The 24,178-nt window shown below is 44.0% G+C and carries 18 protein-coding genes; 11 read left to right on the top strand and 7 right to left on the bottom strand.

The features are described from left to right. Positions 1 to 62: 62 nt before the first annotated feature. The 3 genes from prsR to AAY72_RS05575 are packed head-to-tail and all read right to left on the bottom strand — an operon-like array spanning position 63 to position 4,258. On the bottom strand, positions 63 to 1,430 hold the full coding sequence (gene prsR / locus AAY72_RS05585) for a PEP-CTERM-box response regulator transcription factor (RefSeq protein WP_057785930.1): 1,368 nt from the start codon (positions 1,428 to 1,430) through the stop codon (positions 63 to 65). Between the two features lies 1 nt (position 1,431). Then, a complete protein-coding gene (prsK, locus tag AAY72_RS05580; protein ID WP_057785928.1) occupies positions 1,432 to 3,498 on the bottom strand; it encodes an XrtA/PEP-CTERM system histidine kinase PrsK in 2,067 nt (688 codons plus the stop codon). A 1-nt stretch (position 3,499) separates the two neighbouring features. Then, positions 3,500 to 4,258 (bottom strand): serine protease, encoded by a 759-nt coding sequence (locus AAY72_RS05575; protein WP_057785926.1) that lies wholly within the window; start codon positions 4,256 to 4,258, stop codon positions 3,500 to 3,502. 181 nt (positions 4,259 to 4,439) lie between these two features. On the opposite strand from AAY72_RS05575, the gene AAY72_RS05570 reads away from it, so the two are divergent. Further along, a complete protein-coding gene (locus AAY72_RS05570) occupies positions 4,440 to 5,315 on the top strand; it encodes a PEP-CTERM/exosortase system-associated acyltransferase (protein WP_008983116.1) in 876 nt (291 codons plus the stop codon). A gap of 4 nt (positions 5,316 to 5,319) precedes the next feature. Further along, positions 5,320 to 6,930 (top strand): FAD-binding oxidoreductase, encoded by a 1,611-nt coding sequence (locus tag AAY72_RS05565; RefSeq protein WP_057785924.1) that lies wholly within the window; start codon positions 5,320 to 5,322, stop codon positions 6,928 to 6,930. Positions 6,931 to 7,075: 145 nt separating this feature from the next. Here AAY72_RS05565 and AAY72_RS05560 read toward each other — a convergent pair whose 3' ends face one another. The 3 genes from AAY72_RS05560 to prsT all read right to left on the bottom strand — a co-directional run bounded on the left by AAY72_RS05560 (position 7,076) and on the right by prsT (position 12,085). Next, entirely contained in the window at positions 7,076 to 7,975 is a 900-nt protein-coding gene (locus AAY72_RS05560; RefSeq protein WP_057785922.1) for a PEP-CTERM sorting domain-containing protein, read from the bottom strand. Positions 7,976 to 8,332: 357 nt separating this feature from the next. After that, a complete protein-coding gene (locus AAY72_RS05555) occupies positions 8,333 to 9,139 on the bottom strand; it encodes a PEP-CTERM sorting domain-containing protein (protein WP_057785920.1) in 807 nt (268 codons plus the stop codon). Between the two features lie 183 nt (positions 9,140 to 9,322). Beyond that, the gene (gene prsT / locus AAY72_RS05550) at positions 9,323 to 12,085 is read right to left on the bottom strand and encodes an XrtA/PEP-CTERM system TPR-repeat protein PrsT (protein WP_057785918.1); all 2,763 of its coding nucleotides are present in this window, start codon (positions 12,083 to 12,085) and stop codon (positions 9,323 to 9,325) included. A 187-nt stretch (positions 12,086 to 12,272) separates the two neighbouring features. On the opposite strand from prsT, the gene AAY72_RS05545 reads away from it, so the two are divergent. From AAY72_RS05545 to AAY72_RS05505, 9 genes are all read left to right on the top strand, one after another. Further along, positions 12,273 to 13,274 carry a polysaccharide deacetylase family protein gene (locus AAY72_RS05545; protein WP_057785932.1) on the top strand — a complete coding sequence of 334 codons (1,002 nt, stop codon included), beginning with the start codon at positions 12,273 to 12,275 and terminating at the stop codon, positions 13,272 to 13,274. Next, complete coding sequence (locus AAY72_RS05540) at positions 13,255 to 14,472, top strand: GNAT family N-acetyltransferase (protein ID WP_082628945.1); 1,218 nt, start codon at positions 13,255 to 13,257, stop codon at positions 14,470 to 14,472. The genes AAY72_RS05545 and AAY72_RS05540 overlap by 20 nt, the downstream gene beginning before the upstream one ends. Further along, entirely contained in the window at positions 14,462 to 15,580 is a 1,119-nt protein-coding gene (locus tag AAY72_RS05535) for a GNAT family N-acetyltransferase (protein ID WP_057785914.1), read from the top strand. The genes AAY72_RS05540 and AAY72_RS05535 overlap by 11 nt, the downstream gene beginning before the upstream one ends. An 81-nt stretch (positions 15,581 to 15,661) precedes the next feature. After that, entirely contained in the window at positions 15,662 to 17,023 is a 1,362-nt protein-coding gene (locus tag AAY72_RS05530; protein WP_057785912.1) for an O-antigen ligase family protein, read from the top strand. 1 nt (position 17,024) lies between these two features. Beyond that, entirely contained in the window at positions 17,025 to 18,935 is a 1,911-nt protein-coding gene (gene asnB / locus AAY72_RS05525) for an asparagine synthase (glutamine-hydrolyzing) (RefSeq protein ID WP_057785910.1), read from the top strand. Further along, positions 18,932 to 20,047 carry a glycosyltransferase gene (locus tag AAY72_RS05520; RefSeq protein ID WP_057785908.1) on the top strand — a complete coding sequence of 372 codons (1,116 nt, stop codon included), beginning with the start codon at positions 18,932 to 18,934 and terminating at the stop codon, positions 20,045 to 20,047. The genes asnB and AAY72_RS05520 overlap by 4 nt, the downstream gene beginning before the upstream one ends. A 2-nt stretch (positions 20,048 to 20,049) precedes the next feature. Beyond that, positions 20,050 to 21,222, top strand: coding sequence for a glycosyltransferase family 4 protein (locus AAY72_RS05515; RefSeq protein WP_057785906.1), 1,173 nt, complete (start codon positions 20,050 to 20,052; stop codon positions 21,220 to 21,222). Next, complete coding sequence (locus AAY72_RS05510; protein ID WP_057785904.1) at positions 21,219 to 22,343, top strand: glycosyltransferase; 1,125 nt, start codon at positions 21,219 to 21,221, stop codon at positions 22,341 to 22,343. The genes AAY72_RS05515 and AAY72_RS05510 overlap by 4 nt, the downstream gene beginning before the upstream one ends. Before the next feature lie 69 nt (positions 22,344 to 22,412). Further along, positions 22,413 to 23,384: a glycosyltransferase gene (locus tag AAY72_RS05505; protein WP_057785903.1), complete on the top strand. Its 972-nt coding sequence runs from the start codon at positions 22,413 to 22,415 to the stop codon at positions 23,382 to 23,384. Here AAY72_RS05505 and AAY72_RS05500 read toward each other — a convergent pair. Continuing rightward, on the bottom strand, positions 23,381 to 24,178 hold a 798-nt coding region (locus AAY72_RS05500), incomplete at its 5' end, for a polysaccharide pyruvyl transferase family protein (RefSeq protein WP_156411286.1). The genes AAY72_RS05505 and AAY72_RS05500 overlap by 4 nt on opposite strands.

Genomic DNA, 24,178 nt, shown 5'->3' with positions numbered 1-24,178 from the left:
ATCCCGCCTCCTACTCGATCTCAAATCAGGGAGTGTTGAGGCTTACTGATTTCGGTGCCTGCTTATTGTGTCAGCTCGTTATCGCTTTGTTTTAAATCATACAGCTTATATTTGTCGATCAGCGCATACAGTGTCGGCCGGGTGATACCTAAGAGATCGGCGGTCTTCGACAAGTTACTATTTGCCAGTGCATAAGCGTGGCGAATACCTTCCGATTCGGCTTCTTCACGGATCTGCCGTAATGTCGGGCAGCTGGCTTTGCTGGTGCTAGGCTGTAACCCTAACTCTTCGGCACTCAGAAACTTACTCTCGGCCAGGATGACTGCAGATTTCAGTTTATTCTGCAATTCGCGGATATTTCCCGGCCAGCTATGTGCCAACATTGCCTGGGTCGCGCATTCAGTAAACCCTTGAATTTGCGTTTTGTATTCCTGATTAAAGCGATGTAGCAGGGCTTTAGCAATCAAAATAATGTCATGACCACGATTGCGCAGGGCCGGGACCTTTAGCACGATTTCACTGATCCGATAATACAAGTCTTCCCGAAAACTTTGCTGCGCCACCATTTCTGTCAGATCGCGATGCGTGGCGCAAATAATCCGAACATCGACCTCAATTTCACTGCGCCCACCAATGCGTTCTATTACGCGCTCTTGTAAAAAACGCAGCATCTTGGCTTGAAGCGATAGCGGCATATCTCCAATTTCATCCAATAATAAGGTACCGCCATTGGCACACTCGATTTTGCCCAAGGTGGTCTTTACCGCACCGGTAAAGGCACCTTTTTCATAACCAAAGAGTTCGCTCTCTAGCAGGTTTTCGGGAATCGAGGCGCAGTTAATGGCAATAAAGGGCTTGTTGGCGCGAGGACTTTGTCGGTGAATAGCACGGGCGAACACCTCTTTACCAGTACCACTTTCACCCAATAGCAAGGTCGTGATTTCAGTTGGCGCAATCTTTTCTACCGTGCGGCAGGCTTTCTGAATTGCTTCACTATTACCAATAATATCGGCTTGCTGCTGATAACTGGCACGCAGTGCTTTGTTTTCATTTTCCAGCTCAGTCAGTTTAAAAGCACGCTGTAAAATGATGTTTAAGACGTCAGCATCGAGAGGCTTTTGATAGTAATCATAGGCACCCAGAGCGATAGCTTGCAACGCATGGCTATTATCGGTGCTGCCAGTAATCACTATTACTTTGGTATCAGGTTTGCTGCTTAAAATGTCGGACAGACAAGCCATACCTTCAGAAGCATTCGCTGGATCAGGTGGTAAACCTAAATCCAGAGTCACCACTGCAGGTTCAAAGCGTCGTAGCTGTGTCATAGCTTGTTGGCGATCCGATGCAAAAACCAGCTCGTAGTCACTCAGACTCCATTTCAGCTGCTTTTGGATCCCCAAATCGTCTTCAATAACTAAAACGGTATGCATATTACAATCCTTGTCCCGCAGGAGCTGCCGTTGTGGTGTTGTAAGAGGAGTGTAACGGAAGTCGGATGCTAAAGGTAGTGCCTACCCCTGGTTCACTGCTGACCGTAAGGGTGCCGCCAGCTTGCTCGATAAAGGTTTTCGCGTCATACACACCTATCCCCATACCAGCGTTACCTTTGGTGGTGTCAAAAGGCTTAAACAGCCGTTGCTCGATAAAGTCAGCGGTCATGCCGCAGCCTGTATCCTGAATATGTATTACCAGGTCGTGTTGCTCTTGTGCCAGGTAGAGGTCAATTCGGCCATCGGTTGCGGTAGCATGTTGTGCATTATCCAGCAGGTGAAACAGCACATTAGCGAAGCGGTGTTGGTCTAGAGTCAGTTGGTAATCCTCTGAGAAGTGCAGTTCTGGTGTTGGTGCTTTATTGGCACAGCGCTCGGTAATGACTTTTTGGATTAAGCGGCCAACTGAAAAGCTGCTTTGGCGCTCAGCGGCAGACTGTTTAGTGCTAAGTTGTTGCAGCATATGCTCCAGACGTTGTTGCATAGCACCAAGAGTCGCGAAGCTATCGTCAATAAACTCCGGGTTATGTTTATGCTTAATAGCGTTACGTAACAGTAAATCCAATTGTGCCTTAATATTTTTTAAGTCATGAACAACAAAAGCAGACATTCTGCTAAAGGCGGCAAACTGCGCATTTTCACTCAATTTGTCGCTGCTTTGCATCAATTGTAGTAGTGCTGAAACTTGCTCAGATACCACGCTCAGGTAGTCCCGAAGTTCCCAGTTTAGTGGTAAGCGTTGTGCCGGGTCAGTTTGCATCAGACAGACGCCCCATAATCCTTCCTGGGTGCGGATCGGCAGTAACAGCTGGCTATGGAGTTGAGTTCTATCAAGACCCTGAAGTAGACGGCTGTCATTACTGCTCAGATCAAGTTGCCAGTGTTGGTCTCGATAAGTCTGATAATAGCGTTGTAATAACACAAGCTCAGTTTCGCTCAGTGCCGGGCGTTGAATATTAGCGAGCACTTTAACGCTGGCGTTAGCCTGATATTGGATCAGGGCTCCCTGATTATAATTTATGGCTGCCAGCCAGACTTTTAGTACTTCCTGATAACGGTTATCCTGGGATAAATTGATCGCTTGCAAACCACGGGTCAGTTTTAACCATTGTTCGCGATAGTCAAAACGATTTTCAAAAAAGTGTTTCTCAATAAACACCTTAATTTTGCGACGCATTGTTGCAGAAAATAGCAACAACAACATCAGGACAAAACCAAGAACAATAAAGCTGGTTTGCAGGAGTTCAGACCAACTACCACCGACATAACGCAGATAAAAGCCCGTTAGTGCTAATAAGCAGAGATACACACCCGCAGCGATAACCAGTGTACTTTGTAACACCACATCGCGCGAAATATACACCCTGATATCCCAGGCACTGATCCGCCGGATCGAGACGGTTAGAACCGGCACTAATACTGCGAATACAAAGCCCCTGGCCTGCCACAGCTGTAAATCGATGCGGGCAAACAGTGCTGATTCAGCGAGTAGGACAAAGTCAAAAATAATACTGGCGGCCAGTGCAATAACCAATGGTTTAAATTGCCAGCGTTCAGAAACGGATGCTTTGCGGTACAAGGCCTCTAACATCGCCAGTTGAACAACACAAAATGCCAGACTGCCGGTGTATAACAGGCTACTGTTGGCGGGTAAAAGCAGGGCGATTAATAACCAAACTATAGCCAACAGCGCAGTAATTAAGGTGTAAGGCTTGTTAATAAACTCCAGAAGATATTTATGGGGCTGTAAGGCGGCTAATAAAAACAACAACAGGGTGAGCTGACGACTAAGTTCGACAATCTTTGAGAGATTATTGCTATATGGCGAAGCTTGTGTCACCGCATAATACAGTGCCCAAACAAAGCTGCTGAGAACAAAAACGATTAATAGTAATTTAGGTACATTGCGGCTGCGGGTAGTAAGGACGAGAAGCAATAAACCAAAATAAGCGAAAGCTGCCAGGGTAAAGCCAATTTGCTCTGGCGAAAGCACTGCTAACCAGTCCATGTTAATTCGGCTGCTCCAGCAAGTTAATCAGATGCTGAACCGGAATTGCATAGGTAATACCACTGGGATCGCTGAGTACAGCCTCACGGGTACTTTTAATATAAACCTGATTGATAATGCCAATCACTTCACCGCTGTCTGCCAGATACAACGGGCTGCCACTATTGCCTGGATATGCCATAAGATCGAGCTGATAAACCAGGTAGGGGGCTCCCAGGCGTCTGACGGCAGCTGCATGCAGGTTTGCGGAATTATCTACCGGTATGGCTATTGGAGTATGGGCGGCGATTATTCCCCGGTGTGTAGCGGGATACAAGCCTAGTATCTGAGTAATTGGGAAGCCGGTAATCGCAACCTCAGCACCTTCAGTAACCAGATTATTACTACGATGCAGCGTTAATTGCGGTAAAGATTGTTCGATATGTAAGATCGCCAAATCATACGCCATAGCGGTGTCTTGTTTCTGAATGAAATGCTGCACCACCTGACTACCCTGACCAGATAATACAACGTATTGCTCTTGGCGATTGCTATCCAGTGGTGCCGCGATGACATGATAGTTCGTTACAATACGATTACCCGGGGTTACCACAAAACCGGTGCCGACGAGTCGAACTCTGGGAGAAGCGGTCGGGTTAAAAATACCAATGGCGACGATTCCGGGCTTTACTTGCTTAATCGTGTCAGATAATGGCTTGGCTGAGGCTGCCAGAGGCAATAATAAATTTAAAATCAATAAATTGAGAAAAACATGCCGCATATCAATTGCTCACCTTAGCGTATTCCATTGTTATGTATTAATCTTAAACCAAGAGTGTGAAAAATGCGCGTGAAAATAGTTTAATAATTAACAAACAATATCTTGTGTTTTTTTAAGTGATAGTGAAGAGTATAGAGTGTTGCAAACACCATGAGTGCTGTAGGCAGAGACAGAGGGAATTATGAAAAGGCTCAGAGCGTTGGCGGATAAACCGGTGATCGGTGGCATGGTGAAAAAGGCAATATCGACTCTCGCGAGCAATGATGCCAAACATATCTCAGAACACTTTTCTAAGTACCTTAAACCACAAGTTGCGGCATCGGACGATTTGAAGCACGAGGTATTTCGCCTAAGACACAATGTCTATTGTGAAGAGTTACACTTCGAAGATCTCAAACCAAACCATGAAGAGTTTGACGAATTTGATGCGCATTCTATTCATTGTTTTATACGCCATGTTGCGACCACGCAAATGGCTGGCACAGTGCGGCTTATTACGTCAGATTCTGCAGAACAACTGCTGCCGATAGAAAAATTCTGTATGCATGCCATTGAAGATCAAAGCCTCAGCCCAAAAAATTTTCCAAGAGAGAATATTTGCGAGTTCTCCCGATTGGCTGTGCCGGCCATGTTCCGTAAGCGGGCAATCGACAAATTCGCCGGCGCCGCAACCGGTGCGATAGATGAGACTACCTTTTCCGCGAATGAATTGCGCTGCTTTCCATACATTGCGATTTGCTTGTATATGGCCGCTGCTGCTATGGCTTTTCATACCAATCGCTTACATGCTTTTGTGATGATGGAACCCCGTCTGGCGCGAAGTTTGAGTTTTGTAGGTATTCATTTTAAACAGCTTGGAGAGCCAGTTGAGTACCACGGCAAGCGTGCTGCTTACTATATTAATTCTGACATGTTCCGGAAGAATATTTCGTCAGGTTATATCAAGTTAATGAAGTCTATTGAGAAAGAGCTTTTCGCAGAGCAGAAGCCTGTTGGTCAGGTTGATACGATACCGGATAAGACCTTAATCTTTGTACCCTCCTTAAGCGGATTGTAGAGTGATGCTTGCCGAGCGAATTCGCCAGCATCTATCTGCTGACGCTGAGATTGTGGTTGCTGCCAAGGAACTGCAAAGCTATCGTTATAATTGCGAGGGCAACCCTGACAATGTGCACCTGGTGGTAAAGGTCAAAACAGAGTCAGATATTCTGGCGTTGTTAGCGCTGGCGAGAGAGTTAGCGCAGTCAGAGCAAGCTTTTCAGGTTTTTCCAATCAGTACTGGTCGTAACTGGGGTTATAACTCAGCAACCCCTAACAGACCTGCTGTTATCCTTGATCTTGGCGCTTTAAACAAAATCAGAGTAATAGACGCCAATTTGGGCTTATTTGCAGTGCAGCCCGGCGTTACCCAACAACAGCTACGGGATTTCTTAGATCAGCAACAACTTGCCTTTATGGTACCCGTTACTGGGGCAGGCCCCAGCTGCAGTATTCTGGCAAACGCACTTGAACGGGGTTATGGCATAACACCCTACACCGATCATTTTGGTGCGGTAACCGCAATGCGGGCCATCCTGGCTGATGGCAGCATTGTGCAATCTGCCGTAGCTGAATTAGACCAAAGCGCCGAACAGCTAATCGATCATACCTACAAATATGGCGTTGGGCCCTACCTGGATGGGCTTTGGACGCAAAGTAATCTCGCTATAGTCAGTGAGCTAACCCTTAGGTTAAAAGCGCAGCCACAGGCATTTGAAGCATTTTATATCCAGTTTCAGCACGACACGGATTTTGAAGTTGCGCAGCAAATCGTATTTCAGATTTTACGTGATCTGGAAGGCGTAGTTGGCTCAGTCAATATAATGGACCGCCGAAGGGTTGCGGCCATGATGGCGGATAATCCAAATGGTCGGGCGGCTCACCAGGTAATGTCAGATAGCCAGGTTGCCCGGATCGCTAAAGATTATGATATTCCGGCCTGGACCATCGCCGGTACTTTGTACGGACGCAGTAAAGTGGTACTAGCGGCTGCTAAAGAGGTTAAGCTACTGATTGCTGGCAGAGCCTCTAAAGTGTTATTTTCCAGTAGTTTGCTAATTAAAGCCGGCAAATTGGCGGTTAAACTCTTTCCCTCTTTATTAGCAAAGCCGGCAAAAATGTTAGCTTCGTTAGATGCCGGCATTGATATTATGCGCGGCATTCCAAATCAGGTGGCGCTGCCATTGGCGTACTGGCGTAATCCGACTACGATACCCGATCGCAATCGGCCGTTAAACCCTGCTACCGATAATTGCGGTCTACTTTGGTACGCGCCTTTGGTGCCGATGAGGGCCGTGGCGATGCGAGACTATATTAACCATATCAGAAGTGTGTGTCCCAGATATGGTATCGAACCCATGATCACCTTTACCAATCTGCGGCACGATATGGTAGACAGCACTATCCCCATCGTGTTTAACCGTAATGATCCGGTAGCAATGCAGCAAGCTAAAGCGTGTTTGCACGAGCTGGTGAGTATTGGTTTAACCAAGGGTTGGGTGCCGTATCGGCTTAATTTGGAGCAGCAGGCAGAGTTGATTAGTGATAAAGCCATGTTTTGGCAGGTGGTTAAAAAACTAAAATTGGTGCTTGACCCCAATAATATCATTTCTCCGGGCCGGTATTCTCTTTAATAGTGTGTAAAAAGCGGATAGAGACAGGCATGTTGATACAAATGGCAACGTAGTTTTTTAGATTTGCGTCTTTAGTCAGTTAACAACAGTAAAAAAGATGGCGTATGAGGCGCCATCTTTTTTATGTTATGAAGCTTTAGTCGTATTACGATTTTTGACGTCTTCTGTTTAGAAGAAGACCAACTAAACCCAAACCAAGAATACCAATTGACGCTGGTGCAGGTACTGAAACAGCTGAATTCAAACCAACAACGATGTTGTCGATTTCAAATGCACGTGAAGTTGTGTTGGTCATTCTGAACGCTGTAAAGTTTTCATTTTGATTAAATGTAATGTTAACGTAGCGGTTAGAATTGTCACGGTTACCAGATTGCAGTTGGAAAAAATCTAAAATGGTAGTGCCGGTCAAAATGTTAAAAACCTCATCCTCCAACGTAAAATCAATTGGCACAAAGACATTATTAACAATATTACCAAACTCAAGAGCGTTATAGGTGTCAATACTACCGTAATAGATACCTAAATATCCGATATAGTCACCTGGTCTTTGCTGGGCGATAAAACCGGTATAGTCAACAACCATCGACGCAATGGCCGGGTTAACATCGTAATGCGGTGCATAACCAAAACATGTTGTATTGCTGTTAGCATGGGCAGCCTGCGGTGTATTGCCTTGCTGAACACCAATGCCACCTATACCGCTTACACTCAGCGCGCCAGCTGAATTTACACCACAGCCAGCAGACTGAATTTCTAACCAGTCTGGTATTGATTCCGAGTCAATGTAAGCACCCGGGGGTAAAAGTGGATTTTGGGTTGCTCGATCAAAGGTCTCGATATAAAAACCTGAGTTGGGATTAATAATGTTAGTAACGGCACCACCTGACGATGCGCCGCCGGGAGTAATCCAGGCACTACTTGGCACAAAGTTTGAAGTTTGTTGTGAGCCGTCAATTGGTGTTTGGCCACCAAAAGTAATTACAGCAGCGGTGGCTTGTGTAGCAGCAAGCATCGATAAACTTATAAGTATTAACTTGGCTTTCATATATACACTCCTGTGTTTCGACTTAATATACGACATGTAGTCACTGCATATAGGGTGCCAGATATATAACTATTTGTTATTTCTTATAAAATGAACACTTTTTTTGAGGGATATGTGCGGTGTGTAAACTATTCTGACACATTAAGTCCTATTGCTGGTAAGCATAGGTCGGGGTTATCTTGGTCAAGGATTTTGTGTTAAGAGTGTCTTTGGCTGGACCACGAAAAGTTATCAGTGCAAGGTCGGTTCTGACTGTCGTCATTCTCGTTCAGGAATAACGTTCAAATTAAAATGATAAAAAAATACCCCCACAAATGTGGTGGGTATTTATCATATTAGATTGGATTAAATTGTTTTTTAATTACAACGTTTTGCAAATTTGCGACCACCAACTAACCCAAGTAATCCTAGCCCGAGAATAGCAATGCTTGACGGTTCTGGAATAGTTGTTGATATTACCTGACCAGAGACAGCAGCGTATTTTGCATTACTAAGGGTGTTAAAAAAACCAGTTCCAGTCTGAAAAGCTATGCCGCCTGCAGGTGAGGCAAGAAAATTGTCCCTGGCAATACCGCCGTTTACCAATAACGTCGCGCCACCTTGGCCATTACTCACAGAACCTGATTCTAAACTAAAGCCATTAACAGCTGCAGATAACCAGATTTGACCATCCATTGCCATACCAATTTCCGCACTGTTAGACAGTGGATCAGTGTAAAGTGAAGTACTATCTACATAGAGATTTAACCATGCATTAGTGGTGTTGAACGTACTGTTTTTGTTCAATTCAATTCCACCAAATGCAATGGTTAACTGACAAGATGTTCCGCAAAAACTGCTGCTTCCATTTATCCAGTTTACAATGCCTGTACCTGCGAGAAATAATCCTGTTGACCCAGTTGCGAGAGGATTAATTGAGCCGAGAACAGTGTTAATACCAACTGCAGTATTGTATGAGTTTTGCATTTGCGCCAGGCTATTGTTCGCAACATTGTTAGCAGAGTACCACTGACTGATCTGATACTTCAGCAGAAAATCTTCTAATCCACCGTCAGACCAATCCGGATCCCACGTTACTCCGCCAACAGTAATAGGAGCAGCACTTAGACTGCAACTTGCAAAAATTAGCGCAGCTGCGGCAGTAATACGTTTAAAAATTTTCATATCCAACTCCTTGATCACTTATTTATCTATATGCCTTCAAAGTATATGCTTGAATTGTGCCAACTTTTAATTGTTTTTAAGTAGTTGTTTTTAATTGATTTTATTTTTTTGTTCTCAGTTGGATTGATTTTTTGTAAAAAAAACTGACAGCCGAGGCTGTCAGTTTACAAATTAGATACGTAATCATAGCGCAGCTGTGAGTTGTTGTTGTCGCTGTTGATGTTCCGCTGTCTCAGCTTTAACTTTACCGAGCACATCTCGTGCTTTTGCTTTATCTCCGTTTTGAATCAGTGAGTCGGCATAGTTAAGCAGTACTTCAGTATGGCTTGGCCTTATCGACAAGGACTTTTCAAATTGAGCAATAGCTTCTTTGTGCATTCCTTGAAGCTTTAAAATCTTACCGTAAGTATCGAGAATATCAGGGTGTTGTGGAAGTGTTTTTAACGCTTTCTCGACAAAAGGTTGCGCTTCTTTCGCCGCGCCCGTCGCGGCCAGTACCCAGGCATAATTATTTAATATCAATGGGTTTTCAGGATCACTTTCATAAATCTCTTGATATATCTGTCTTGCTTTTTCAAGGTCATCCTGAATTAATAAACTGCCATAAAAACTATAGAGCCGAGTATCCGTTTTACCGTATTTTTCCAGGTGTTCTTCAAGAAAGCGCACGGCACGTCGATATGAGACATCTTTTGCATAAGCTTCTGCGATGGCAATAGCAGTTAAAGAGTCTGGAACGGCATTGTAGGAATCTTGCAGTGTTTTTAATCCAGGGGCTAGTTGACCTGCCAGCAGCTGCATTCTGCCTTTATGGAATAGCATTTGGGGTTGGCTGCTAATCTCTTTTGGTAACTGTTCCAGAACAGCAAGAGCTGCTGGATAGTCTTCAGAGTCATTAAGTAAGGCTAGTTGCACTAATTTAATGTTGGTGTCGTTTGGTAACCGTTTCCGCAAATTATCAACAACAGCTAAGGCCTCTTTCATTCGCTTATTCAACGCAAGAATATTCGCATATGCCAGAGCGGCTTGTTGATTTCGCTCATCCTGTTTAAACCAACGCTCTGTAACTGCAAGTGCCTGTGGTAGTTTTTGTTGATTGACATAGGCGTTTGCCAGCACCGGATAACCTGTAATCGGAAAACCCGTGTTATCGCTAAGTTTTGGTTCCAACAAAGCAACTATGGCATCAAACTGTTGTTCCTGTTGATAGATAGTAAGTAACAAGCCCAGTAGGCCTTGATTATCCGGTGCTTTTTGTTGCGCTGCCTGGATCTGAGCAATAATGGGTGACGTTTCTTTGTTCAGCGATTTATTAATACCGTATAAACCAAGGTATGCTGGGACATAGTCAGGCTGCAAATTCACCGCTTTTTGCAATAAGGCTATTGCTTGGTCGGGTTGTTCTTGTTGTTGCGCCACGGCAGCCAACAAATACTGAGTGAACGCATTTTTTGCGTCCGCCTGCTCTGCTTCATTAAGGAACTTCTCTGCCTCGGCAAAATTGGCTGACAGCATCGCAGTTAAGGCTTTAAGGTTATAACCGGTATTTGCGGTTTCAGGTTGTTTTAACCATTCATCAGCCAGCGCTGACGCCTTATCATATTGTTGTTGGCGAATATAACTGGCAGCAAGTGTCAGACGCGCGTCATGCCGGGCCGGATCTATCAGTAACGCTTGTTCAAGATCCCTGATCCCCGCTGTCATTTGTTCAGGGATGCCAAGCTTAAGTTGTCCCATTGCTGTTAATGCCCGGCTATCCTGAGCTAATCCGGCATCCTCCATTTGTCGCAGAATGTCATTGGCAAGGTTAGTTTCACCTGCACGTAATAATTGGAATGCAGTTGCAGCGGCAAGGTTAACATCGTCAGCTGTAAGATTAGTAGTACTTAACGAGCCCGCTGCGCTGGTTAACTCGCCGGCCTGCAGTTGTAATGCAGTATAAAGTCGCTGTGCCGGCGGATACACACCAAGTTGTGATTGCACAGTGGCCAAATGCGCCAGCGCCTGACTATTTAACCCCAACTGGTTATAAATAATCCCCGCTAAAATTCGGCTTGCAGTGGTGCTGAAGCGGTTTGCAATAGCACGGTCAATATATTCTTTAGCTTTGTTGAGGTCTTTTTGTTCGTAAGCAACGATAGCACTCAGGTAATTTGTTAAGCCATGTTCTGGTGCAAAACGCATGATTTGCTCGAGTTGCGCCCTGGCTTTATCTAATTCCTGATTTTTCAGTTCCAATTGCGCAACACTAAGTCTGCTGCGAAGTGCGGAAGGGACCAGTTTTAAATAGTCATAGTAAAGCACCAGCGCTGCGTCTTCTTTGCCGAGTGAAGATTGCAATTGTGCCCGGAACAGCAAATTTTCCGCTGCGGTATTACTGTTTGCATCGATAGCTTCCAAAGTGGTTAATGCCTCTGCGGCTGCATTATTTCTGATATGAAGCATCGCTTTCGCAAACTGTTGTAAGTCCGGCTCAGGTGCATCAACCAGCTTATCGAAGCTCGGTAGAGCATTTTCACCCGTTCCCATCTCAATCTCAGTGAGGGCCCGATAGAAACTTAAATAACGTAGTAAGGAGTCAGACAGAGTATCTTCACCTTCCATAGGTTCCAGCAGTTGCTTGTAATTTTCAGAGCGGAAACGAGTTTGGATAAGCTCCTGTGCAATCTCAGGTAAGGCAATTCCGTTGGCGATGGCTCGCAGAAGTTCTTTTTCGGCGGAGATGTAGTCGCCTGTTTGCATGTAAATGCGTCCCAGCAATACCCGGTAATCGCCATTATCCGGTGCGGCAGCAACGGCTGACTTGAGTTCTATAACCGCTTCATTAAAACGTTGTTGTTGCGCGAATTCGGTAGCTGAAGCGAAGTGCTCCTCGGCTGATTTTCCGCCACAACCGCTTAATATTATACTCAGTGCAATTGCAGCAGGCAGATAGGTTTTTTTCATGCGAACATTCTCCATTGCTCAAAACAGCCGGTGAGGCTTTTCTACCGGGCGGCAGACTAACAGTTTAGACGAATTAAAATGTATAAGATCATTCTTCCAGCATCATATTGCTCGCCGGCCAAAAATCAAGCATGATAATAACAAGAATGCTAACAGAATGCTAAAAGCGCAGGTGCATGGATTGCCGATGTTTACAAATGTGGATCTGATAGACAATTTAGCGCATTTTCCTCCTTTACTTCAGGTTGTTATCGATACTGAAGAAGCTTTTGACTGGCAGAAATTCCCTTCTCGTGAGCAAGTGTCCGTTACGCATCTACATTTTTTGGAGTCAGTACAATCGATTTTTCAGCAATATGGCATCGTTCCCTGCTATGTTATGGACTATCCGGTTGCAAATGATCTGGCCAATAATGTTGTACTTAGAGAGTTACACAGAAGCGGGCAGTGTGAGATCGGTGCTCAGTTACATCCTTGGGTCAATCCGCCTTTCTCAGAACAATTATCGTTTGCCAATATGTACCCGGGAAATCTCGATTATGAAGTCGAAAAAGCAAAGTTGTATGAGTTAACGCAAACGATAACAAAGCATTTTGGCGAACAGCCAAGAATTTATAAAGCGGGGCGTTATGGTTTCGGTTCGAATACGCAGATCATTTTGGAGAAACTCGGTTATTTAATTGATTTATCGGTTTGTCCGCCTTTTGATCACAGCAAGGATGGAGGCCCGGACTACCACGCCTTTGCACCAAAGCCGTTTACTTTTGGCAACAACCTGCTAGAAATACCTTTAACTGGCGCTTACGTAAGCTTATGTCCTCCCTTAGCCCATAACGCTTTTCGCTTTGCCCAAAAATATGAACGTTGCCGATTACCAGGTATTTTTGCCAGAACAGGTATTGTTGACCGATTAATGCTATCGCCCGAAGGTTTTACCTTTGCAGAGCATGTTAAGCTTACGAAATTCCTGCTAAAGCAGGGAGTCAGGACTTTTACATGGAGTTTTCACAGTTCTAGCATTGAACCCGGCAATACCAGTTATGTTAGAACAAACAAAGAGTTAATGGCATTTCTGGACAGTTTTAAACGTTTTTTTGATTTTTTCTTTCACGAATTAGGAGGGCAAGCAACCTCTCCGCATCAAATCAGAACGCTGATTCAGAACAAAAATGCACCAACTGGAAATTAATCACCATTGTCAGCAATTGAAATATAGAGCAAAAAAGATGTTGAACGCTACTGCTGACTATCGAATTGAAAGTTTTCAACTACAGTCACCAAGTGATATCCAACAGCAATGGATATCGCTTGAACAACAATCTGATTGTGCGTTTTTTTTATCTTGGGTTTGGGTAGGAAACTGGCTTAAAACCTTTGTACCCCAAGCAGTAGTTCTGCGAGTCTGGCATCAACAACAATTAGTGGCAATTGGTATTGTGGTGGAACATACCGAACGTCGTCATGGCATGCTATTTAGCAAAACATTGCGGTTACACCAAACCGGTAAACCAGATTGTGATCAAATATTTATTGAGTACAACGGGTTTTTAACGCATCGTCAATACGATAAGTTACAACTGGAAGCTGCCTGCATAGATTACCTTAACGAACATTTTTCCTGGCAAGAATTAACCTTAGCTGGAATTGAGCAACAGCAATTTTCGCTTTTTCAACAACTGTTGGCCTTACCGGTTTATCAGCATTGGTCAACCGCAACCTATGGAGTGGATCTTTGCGCATTATCTCAATCTCAAGTGCAATACGCAGCGACACTTTCGGCAAATACCCGTTATCAAATCACGCGTTGTTTAAAGCTATATCAGCAAAAAGGCGAGGTAAAACTGGTCAGGATGGCGAGCCCAGAAGCCGCGCTCGCCAGTTTTCACAAGATGGCAAACTGGCATATCGCACGCTGGGGCGATGGCCCTCAACAAAGCGGCTTTGTTAACGCGAAATTTCTAAAGTTTCATAAAAACCTATTGTTATCCGCAGCAGAAAACATTGAGGTTCTCGAGTTACAGGTTGCCGGAGAGACCGTAGCAAGCATTTATAATTTTATCTACAACAACAAGGTGTATTTTTATTTGGGTGTCGCCAAACCTGAAACTAGTAAGCAGCTAAAACCCGGATTATTGTGTCATTATCTGGCTATAGCGCGGTATCAAGAGCTTGGCTTTAGTTATTATGATTTTATGGGTGGCGAAGCGCGTTATAAGCAACAGCTTGCGCAAAAACAAAAACAGCTGATGGGTGTTTCCTTTCAGCGGCCATTGCTGCGATTCAGGTTAGAAAGGTTTGTTCGTTATATAAAGCATCAGTTCCAACATTTGCTGCTGCAGCCCCGCCTACGAACGGAGTCCGCAAAGGAAGCGCCATATGAAAAATAACTTTTCGGTCAGAGTAGTATCCGAAGCTGATAAAGAGCTAAAGCAGGCGCTGGACAATTTTGTGCTACAGCATCCATTAGGGAGCCTTTACCATCTAAACTGTTGGCTAGATGCTTGTGAAAGCGCTTATAACCATAAAGTTTATCGTGTCATTGTAGAGGAGCAACAGCGGCTGGTTGGCTATTTACCATTAACTGTAATTCGACCGCCTTTTGCCAAAGCAAAAGTTGTCGCTGTCGCCTTCGCTGATTATTGTGCTCCGTTATCATTAATGCCAGAGGTTACCAACGCGATTGAGCAAGCGCTTAAAACGTTAATGGCCGAGTTAGGCGTGCAACAGGTTGAAATCCGGACCAGTGCTCAACAGCCATTCGAAGACGAGCCCCTTGCGGTTCCGGATACATTGACACCGTCAGCCTCTGCAGCAGTTGCCTTAAGCACTGCAAAAGTTCGAATGATCGTTACCTTACCAACTGATGCCAATACGTTACTGGCCAGTTATAAACCGAAATTACGCAGCCAGATAAAAAAGGCTGCAAAAAATGGCTTGGTTTTTCAACGAGCTACCGAACTTAGTGCGCTAAAAGATTTTTATCAGATTTATTGCACCAACATGCATCGTTTAGGATCGCCGGCACATAGTCTGCCTTGGTTTGAGCAGTTAGTTAGCCGTATTAATGGCGAACAGCAATTTTTTGTGGCGCTGATTTACTGTGGCGAGCAGGCCGTCGGTGCTGCCTTGGTATTCTATTTTCAGCACCGCGCCTGGATCCCTTGGGCTTCTACCCTGGCACAATTTAATCATCTTGCACCCAATATGTTGATGTATTGGGAAATCCAGGCTTATTTAGCGGATCATGGCGTTACCGAGTTTGATATGGGCCGTTCTTCACTGGGCGAGGGTACCTTTCGCTTTAAACAGCAGTGGGGAGCCCGGCCTTATTTGCTGGATTGGCAGTGTCATAAGCTGTCCGGACAGTGTCAACCAACAAGTAATACTGCTAGCGACAATAAGTTAAGGCAGTTGGCTGAAACGATATGGCAAAGATTGCCTTTAGGCGTAGCGACGTTTCTGGGGAGTCGAATCCGGGGTTATATTCCACTATGACCGGACAGAGAGCATTTATGATACAGATTACGTGCTGTTGCTTAGACCTGAAACGCTTAATTAACAGGATAGAGATAAGCCATGTCTAAGTTCGTCATCTTTTTTATCTTAGTCTATATCGCCGGCTTGCTTGGTACTTTTTTATATCATAGCGCCTCAGCTTTTATGCTGTATCAAATGGTCTATCTGATTAACCCTGAAAATCAGTGGTGGTATTCGCAGGTACCAGCGTTACGTTATTCCTTTATTACCGCGGTGGTGATGATTCTGGCGTTGCTGTTTAACTATCGCAGATTAACCGCACAAGCACCCTGGACCGAATTACCGGTATTAAAGTGGTGGTGGTTATTTTTACTGCTGCACTTTGTAACAGCATTATGGGCAGTTGATCCGTTAATTCACAATATGTTTAGTTTTGAGTTTTTTAAATCCACTATTATCTTTATGGTGGCCTACAAACTACTGCATAGTGAAAAACATCTGGATCTGAGCCTGTGGGTATATATGCTTGGTTGTACCTATATGGGGTATATCGTGCGTAGCTTTGGTCGTAGCTCTAATGGTCGGGTAGAGGGCATCGGGATGATTGATACCGGCGGTGACGCTAATTTGTTTGCTGCAGTCGTTGTCCCTTCGCTGGTTGTGATGCTCTATTACGCCTGGCAGGGCACCTGGAAAGTACGTTTGGTTATCGCAATATGTAGTGCTTTTGTAGTCAATACTCTGGTGCTGGTTAATAGTAGAGGCGCTTTCTTGGGTGCTACAGCCGGTTGTGGTGCTTTTATCTGCTTTATGTTGTTCTCGCGTTTCCAAAAATCAGGGCAGCGCGCAACTGCCATTTTTATCATTCTTGCCGGTTTAGCCGGTGCTTATTCACTTACCGATGATACCTTTTGGCAACGTATGCAAACTTTGCAAGCAGATGAGAGTGGACAACGTGGTGGCGATGGTCGTGGCCGCATAGATTACTGGTTTACCACCTTTGATATGCTGGATGACCATAAACTAGGGATGGGCATCGGTGGTTTTCAAGCGCTGAGTGTAGTTTATTTAGAGCAGACCAAAGTACCGCATTCAATGTGGTTTCAGGTATTAGGTGAGTTCAGTTGGCATGGTTTAGCGTTGTATCTCACCATGCTTGCATCGGTATTGCGCTTTAGTTACCTGACGAAGCAATATCTGATAAAAAATAATGAGTCTGAAAAATACTTTAAAGTAGTGATGCTTGAATGCGCCCTGGTATCTTTTTTGGTGACCGGAACCTTTATCGACCGCGCCCGGGCAGAAATTTTATACTGGCTGATTTTATATTTATCTGTTGCCGGTAATGTGTTGTATTTACAAAAATTGCGTGGCAGCAAACCGGAACTTAGCGCGAGTAGGGACAAGCCACAACAGCTGCCTGTAGGGGCACGGCGTCGGTTGATTACAAAGGAAGATTAAGATGTGTGGATTAGCCGGTTATATACGCTTTGGTGAGCCAGAACCGCAGGCTGAACAATTGGCTGCAGCCATGGGACAAGCTATTTTTCATCGAGGCCCGGATGCGGGTAGTCATTGGTATGACAACCAAATTATGCTGGTACATCGTCGACTCAGTATTCTGGATCTGTCGGAGGCGGGTACGCAGCCGATGCATTCACCTTGTGGCCGCTATGTAATGGTGTTTAATGGTGAGATTTATAATTTTCTGAAATTAAAAGCTGAGTTACTGGCTACCGGAGAAAAGTTTAGCACACACACTGATAGCGAAGTGCTGTTAAGACTTTATCAACGGCAAGGTGCAGCCTGCTTAGAGCGACTAAATGGCATGTTTGCTATTGCTATCTGGGATACCCGGCAGCAAAAACTGTTTTTAGCCCGCGACCGACTGGGTAAAAAACCGGTCTATATCTATCAGCAGGGAGATCTGTTTGCCTTTGGCTCTGAGTTAAAAGCCCTGCTGCCATTACCGTTTTTTAAACGTGATTTAGATTTTCAAGCGATACAGGATTATTTCTTTTATCAGTATATTCCTGATCCTAAAAGTATTTTTAAACATGCCCGCAAGCTCAAACCAGGCCATTACCTTGAGTGGCAGCAAGGTCAGGTAACTGAGCACTGTTACTGGGATTTGACGTTTGCCAACAGCAGCGCCGCCTCCGAAGAAGAATTATCGCATCAATTACGCGAACTTCTGGATGATGCGGTCAGGATCCGCATGATCAGTGATGTACCACTGGGAGCATTCTTAAGTGGCGGCGTCGATTCCAGTGCAGTGGTGGCCAGTATGGCCAAACAAAGTTCTCAGCCGGTTACTACCTGTGCCATAGGTTTTGACTCCAAAAAATTTGATGAGGTGCAATACGCCAGTCAGATCGCCAGACAATTTGGCACCGAGCATCATGAATTTACCGTACGAGCCAATGTAACGGACAGCTTTTTGCAAATCAGCCGATATTTCGATGAACCTTTTGCCGATCCTTCTTTTGTTCCGACTTATTATGTCGCTGAGCTAGCCCGCAAAAAGGTAACGGTCGCATTGGCTGGTGATGGCGGAGATGAAAACTTTGCCGGTTACAGTAAGTATGTCGTTGATCAAACCGAGCAGCAACTACGACAGTGTTTACCACCTGTATTACGCAAAGTTGCTCCCCCGCTGGCTGCGTTGGCGGCGAAATTACCTGGCACACCCGCACGCAAAGCTCACAGCTTATTGCGTACCTTAGCATTAACACCAGAGCAGGGCTTCTTTTTAACCAACAGCTTTTTTAACCCCTTGTTATGGGCAGAATTAATCCGGCCGGAATTTGCCTGTGAATTGGCGGGTTACGATTCGGCCGATGTAACCACTAAGGCGTATCAGGCTGCAGATACGGACGATCATTTAAGCCAGGTACTGTATACCGATTTTAAAACCTATTTACCCGGCGATATTCTGGTAAAAGTTGATCGCATGACGATGGCTAACTCGCTGGAGGCCAGAGCCCCCTTATTGGATTACCGTTTAGTTGAGTTTGCCGCCAAAGTGCCTTCAAGCTTAAAGCTGCATGGCCGTGAGAAAAAGTACCTGCTAAAGCAAAGCCAAAAAGGCATCTTGCCGCATGATATTTTATATCGAAAAAAAATGGGCTTCTCAGTACCTTTGGCCGAATGGTTAAGTCGTGAACTTAAACCCATTGGCGACAGCTTACTATTGGCAAAATCACCGGGGCTGGCCGAAATCTTTGTACAAAGCAAGGTGCAGCAGCTTTGGCTACGACATCAAAACGGTGATCACCGTTACACCCAAGAGCTTTGGAGCATGCTGGTATTTGAAGCCTGGTGGCAACACTATATGGTTACAGGAAGCAACCAACAAGGACAGGTGCGATGAAAAGGGTACTACATATTACCTACGATATGGGTATTGGTGGCACCGAACAGGTTATTAATCAGCTGATTCGCGGTATCGACAAAACTGCAGTTGAACATCGTATTTGTTGTATTGAAGGGGGCGTCGGCGCAATAGGGCTGACAATGCAACAACAAGGTGTTGCTATTGATATCCTGTCGCGACAGCCGGGTTTTGATTGGGCGTTAATCAAAGGCATTCGTAAACTGATTAAGTCTCATCGAATTGATATCGTGCACTGTCATCAATACACGCCCTGGGTGTATGGTTGGTTTGCTGCTTTAGGTACTAAAGCCAGAGTGATTTTTACAGAGCATGGCCGTTTTTATCCCGACCGGCACCGTTATAAAGCTTGGTTGCTGAATAAATTGATGGCGGCAACAACGTATAAAATTACGGCAATCTCTAAAGCAACTGCCGCTGCTCTGGTGCAGTATGAATTTATACCAGCAGATAAAATTGACGTGGTATATAACGGCATCGAGCCTTTAGTTAGCGCAAAAGATGGCACAGAAAAAGCCAGGCAAGAGCTGGGCATTCAACCTGAGCAACGGGTTATTGGCACAGTGGCAAGATTGGATCCGATTAAAAATCAGACTTTATTAATCAATGCCTTTGCGCAATTAACCACAGAATTTCCTGACTTAGTACTACTTATCGTTGGCGATGGGCCAGAGCGGGATAACCTTGAACAACTGGCGGACAACTTAGGGTTAAAAAATAAAGTGATCTTTGCTGGTTTTAAAAGCCCGCCTACCGATTATATGGCACTCATGGCGTTATTTTTACTGCCCTCACTGAGCGAAGGCACCTCTATGACTTTACTGGAAGCAATGAGTTTGGGGATCCCTTGCCTGGTGTCTGGTGTGGGTGGAAATCCCGAAGTGATCCATCGCCCTGAGTTGGGTGAAGTTTTTGCACTAACAAACTCGCAGGCTCTTGCCGCTATTATCCAACGCTGGCTTATTAAAGATTCTGCCTCTCAGAGCAAGTTGCAACGTCAGCAAATTTTTCAACAAACCTTTAGTGTCGAGGTAATGAGTCAGCACTACCAGCGCTATTATCAGATGGCCAATAGGTCTCAGGAGACTTAAGGATGAGCATTTTACTGCTAAGCGAGATATTTCCACCTAAACATGGTGGCAGCGGCAGATGGTTTTTTGAATTATACCGACGGCTTAGCCCAGGTTCTGTAACGATCCTTACCCATGATAATCAAGACCCTGAGCAACAGCAGATTGATCAGGCTTATCCGCAACCTATTATCCGTCAACCAATGACCTCCAAAAGCTGGGGGCTGAAAAGCATAACGGGTTTAGGTTTTTATGGCAGGATGCTTTACCTGGCACTTAAACATAAACCGGCAAACCTCAGTCAAATTCATTGTGGACGGACTATTCATGAGGGGTTTACCGGATTAATGCTATCGAAATTACTTCGTAAACCGCTAATCTGCTATGTGCATGGCGAAGATATTGAAGTGGCACGTTCCAGCCGAGAATTGGCTTTTATGGTGCGACAGGTACTGAAAGGCTCAACTAAACTGATTTGTAATAGTAACAATACCAAAAACCTGTTAACTGAACACTGGCAGATACCAGTGGATCAAATTGCCGTGTTACATCCGGGGGTAGATGAACAGCGGTTTATACCTGCACCAGTCGACGACGCTTTTCGACAACGGCAAGGATGGCAACAGCGAATTGTTTGTTTAACGGTTGGACGCTTACAAAAGCGTAAAGGTCATGATCGCATGATAATGGCGTTGCCGCAGATTGTGGCAAAGTATCCGCAGTTTTTATATGTGATAGTGGGTAATGGCGAGGAATTAGCCGCACTGAAGCAATTGGTACAACAGTATCAGGTTGAGCCTTATGTGCAGTTTAAAGCTGAAATTACCGATGCCGAACTGATCCAATGTTACCAGCAATGTGATTTATTTATTTTGCCTAATCGTACCGAGGGAAATGACATTGAAGGTTTTGGTATGGTACTGGTTGAAGCCCAAGCTGCAGGCAAGCCAGTGATTGCCGGTGATTCCGGTGGTACCCGTGAAACTATGTTGGTAGGCACTACCGGTTTAATTGCTGATTGCACCTCAGCTCAAGCTATTGCTACTGCCGTCGCCGAGCTATTAACAATACGAAGTGCCGAGCGCTTTTCGGCGACGCAATGCCGACAGCATGTGCTTGAAAATTATACCTGGCAACAACATACCGGTCGCGCATCAGCGTTATTTGACAGCATTGCTGCAGGGAGATGTGAATGACAACAAAGGATTTGGCTGCATCGGCAAACCGACATATTTTATATGTACATAATGTGGCTAAAATTGGTGGTGCCGAACGTGTTACGCTGGATGTAATAAAAGGCTTGCCTGCAGAGTATAAGCCTTATTTAGTTGCGCCGGAGTCGGGCCCATTATTGGATGCGGCTCAGCAGCTAGGCGCTGTTGTGCAACCCTTAGCGATTTATCAGCCTGATATTAAAAAGCCTGTTAAAACCTTACAGAATCATTTGAATTGGTATAACTATTTAAAAGAAAACCAAATTAAATTAATACACTGTGGTGATTTATTCGTCATCCGGACTTTGATTTGGGCTGCAAATAAACTGGCAGTACCGATTATTGCGCATGTACATTTTCCAATAGAAACCCCGGCTTTACGGTGGATTTTCCGTCGTAAACCCAAAGCAATTCACTTTATTTACTGCAGTCAGGAATTGGCGGATGCGGTTAAGCCAAGAGTCGATTCCATACTAGTTTCTGCGACTCATCAAACTATTCATAATGGTGTAGATACGGAAAAATATAAAAAGTTTGAACCGAAAATTGGTGTATTACCCGCTCATAAAACCAACATAGGTATTGTAGCCAATTTGCAAGAGCGAAAGGGTCATTTGGATTTTATCGAGGCTGCAAGCTTAGTTGTATTGCAACATCCTAATGTCCATTTTCATATTATTGGTGGTGATGTATTTGGTGAAACGCGGGAGCCGCTGTTAAGGCAAAAAATCGCAGAACTTAGTCTAACTGCGTTCTTTACCTTTCATGGTCAGGTAAATAATGTTCGTGACTACCTAAATGAGTTAGATATATACGTATGCGCTTCACATGTAGAAGCCTTTCCGATATCTGTCCTTGAAGCTATGGCATTTGGATTGCCAATCGTCTCTACTAATGTGAATGGTATACCCGAGGCCATCATTGATGGAGAAAACGGAGTTCTTTGTGAACCAAGAGCGCCAGAGGCGATGGCAAAGCAGATTAGTAAACTTCTCCATGATAGAGTGTTGCGTGAAAGGATATCAAATCAAGCAAGAGTTGATGTTGTTCATAAGCTTAGCCTCGAGCATTTTTCGGATTCAGTTCAGTGTTGTTACCCTTAAAAATAGACATTAAACCATTGACGTATGCTTTGCATATCTTTAGCAATACATACCTTATGAGGCGATAAGATGCCGGAATCTTTATTTTCCGTAATTATTCCAACCTACAACAGGGCGGAAAGTCTAGAAAAAACGCTATTATGTATCCTTAATCAAACATACCAAAGATTTGAAATCATTATTATTGACGACGGCGGGAATGATAATTCCAAAGCCATGGTTGATGAGTTAAATGACGACCGTCTGAAATACTCGTGGCAAGAAAACCAAGGGCCACTGATTGCTCGTTATTTTGGCGCAAAAAAAGCATCTTCACCATGGATCGCATTTTGCGACAGTGACGATCTGTGGCAACCAGAGTATCTGATGGAATGCAAAATAGCACTAGAAAGTACGGGTGCCAAATTGTGTTTTGGAGATTACCAAGTTGAGGGGGAAAATGAGCCTAGGCTAAAAATTCTTAACCGGGAAGGATTTTTTGCTAAATCAACAATCAATGATGCTGAAAATTTTAAGATATTAGATGCTAAATTGTTTTATAAAACGCTTATGGTACAGCAACCTTTAATGATTTCAGCCTTTGTTATTAGCCGTGACTATTACAATAGCATTGGTGGTATCGATCCTGATCTAAATGTTATTGGGTCAGAAGATGCTCACTTGACCCAGCGCGCAGTAGGAAATACTGAGCATGTGGTATTCCTGAAAAGAAACTTAGTTCAACTTGGCCGTGGTACTGATAATGTATCTGCTAGTTATATACGTAATCTCGAAGGTGGATTAGAAATACTGAACGATATTTCTAATCGTCAACTCGTCAAACCAATTCTACTTGGTCCTACCAAAGATTCTGCATTACGACATAAACTAGAGCTAGCCAAGCAGACTTATTGGCACGGTCAATATAAAAAATCAGCTAAACATCTGTTTTCAATGCTGAATTCGCCCCGTTATTATCTTATAGTTTCTTTTATTTTTTTTAAAATCATCACTAAGGGCGTAGTTTGTTTTGTAGCAAGAAGAATAAATAAAAAAAACTAAGTACTACTTGATATTTGCTCTAATATTGTAGCGGAAAAGTCATCAATTAGCCTTTCAATTTTTTCATAATTAATCTCTAAAGTTAGCTTAGGATCGTTAGCTATATCGTATAGCTTATTGTTAATAATTTCGAAGGCTCTCGTCGGATCAGACGGGAGTTCCACATAGAGATGGTTCATTGCTAGCATATCAAATAAAACTTTTTTCTTGAAATCACCTATTGTACCTGTCTGCTCAGTTGTTTCATTTCCAAAGCAGATAACAGGTATGTTTAGTCGCAGTGTGTTAATAGATAGATGGTAGAGGTCTGTCAGAACAAATGCTGAGTTTGTTATTATATTTATACAATTACTAAATACTTTTTCTGCATTATCAGGATCTAATTTTAACCAGTCTGATAGCTCTATGCCTTTAAGCCCGCTTTTTTTTTCTAAAGCTTCAACAATCTTTTGAATATCAGGTAAGCTTGACCTACTAAAAAAATATGCGAAGCTGTTATTCGAGGTAGCTTTATGTTCAAGCACATCGGGTTTTTTTAACAAAAAAGCAGGATCTAGGCCTTGAAGAATCTTATCTTTTTTCTTGAGAATAGTTTTTAAATTATCAGTTGAGTATGTGTCGCGTGGCATTATAACGTCAAAGAGGTTATCTAACCTCTCCAAATAAGGACGATACTTTTCATATTCACTTTCAAAGTCATGCTGGAAATTATTCCCAATACACATAACTTTTGGCTTTATTTTTCCATTTGAAAAATTAAATAGTCTTGCCCAATTTTCAAAAGACTCTGTCTC

The sequence above is a fragment of the Alishewanella sp. WH16-1 genome, assembly GCF_001441695.1.
In the GTDB taxonomy this organism is placed as follows: Bacteria; Pseudomonadota; Gammaproteobacteria; order Enterobacterales; family Alteromonadaceae; genus Alishewanella; species Alishewanella agri.
This window is presented reverse-complemented; position numbering and strand designations above follow the sequence as displayed.

Excerpts from the sequence above, each read along its gene's own strand:
- AAY72_RS05505 (WP_057785903.1), top strand. The coding sequence starts at position 22,413 with ATGCCGGAATCTTTATTTTCCGTAATTATTCCAACCTACAACAGGGCG.
- AAY72_RS05540 (WP_082628945.1), top strand. The coding sequence starts at position 13,255 with ATGCACCAACTGGAAATTAATCACCATTGTCAGCAATTGAAATATAGA.
- AAY72_RS05545 (WP_057785932.1), top strand. The coding sequence starts at position 12,273 with ATGTTTACAAATGTGGATCTGATAGACAATTTAGCGCATTTTCCTCCT.
- AAY72_RS05530 (WP_057785912.1), top strand. The coding sequence starts at position 15,662 with ATGTCTAAGTTCGTCATCTTTTTTATCTTAGTCTATATCGCCGGCTTG.
- prsT (WP_057785918.1), bottom strand. The coding sequence starts at position 12,085 with ATGAAAAAAACCTATCTGCCTGCTGCAATTGCACTGAGTATAATATTA.
- AAY72_RS05510 (WP_057785904.1), top strand. The coding sequence starts at position 21,219 with ATGACAACAAAGGATTTGGCTGCATCGGCAAACCGACATATTTTATAT.
- AAY72_RS05520 (WP_057785908.1), top strand. The coding sequence starts at position 18,932 with ATGAAAAGGGTACTACATATTACCTACGATATGGGTATTGGTGGCACC.
- asnB (WP_057785910.1), top strand. The coding sequence starts at position 17,025 with ATGTGTGGATTAGCCGGTTATATACGCTTTGGTGAGCCAGAACCGCAG.
- AAY72_RS05575 (WP_057785926.1), bottom strand. The coding sequence starts at position 4,258 with ATGCGGCATGTTTTTCTCAATTTATTGATTTTAAATTTATTATTGCCT.
- prsR (WP_057785930.1), bottom strand. The coding sequence starts at position 1,430 with ATGCATACCGTTTTAGTTATTGAAGACGATTTGGGGATCCAAAAGCAG.
- AAY72_RS05535 (WP_057785914.1), top strand. The coding sequence starts at position 14,462 with ATGAAAAATAACTTTTCGGTCAGAGTAGTATCCGAAGCTGATAAAGAG.
- AAY72_RS05565 (WP_057785924.1), top strand. The coding sequence starts at position 5,320 with ATGCTTGCCGAGCGAATTCGCCAGCATCTATCTGCTGACGCTGAGATT.
- prsK (WP_057785928.1), bottom strand. The coding sequence starts at position 3,498 with ATGGACTGGTTAGCAGTGCTTTCGCCAGAGCAAATTGGCTTTACCCTG.
- AAY72_RS05555 (WP_057785920.1), bottom strand. The coding sequence starts at position 9,139 with ATGAAAATTTTTAAACGTATTACTGCCGCAGCTGCGCTAATTTTTGCA.
- AAY72_RS05570 (WP_008983116.1), top strand. The coding sequence starts at position 4,440 with ATGAAAAGGCTCAGAGCGTTGGCGGATAAACCGGTGATCGGTGGCATG.
- AAY72_RS05560 (WP_057785922.1), bottom strand. The coding sequence starts at position 7,975 with ATGAAAGCCAAGTTAATACTTATAAGTTTATCGATGCTTGCTGCTACA.
- AAY72_RS05515 (WP_057785906.1), top strand. The coding sequence starts at position 20,050 with ATGAGCATTTTACTGCTAAGCGAGATATTTCCACCTAAACATGGTGGC.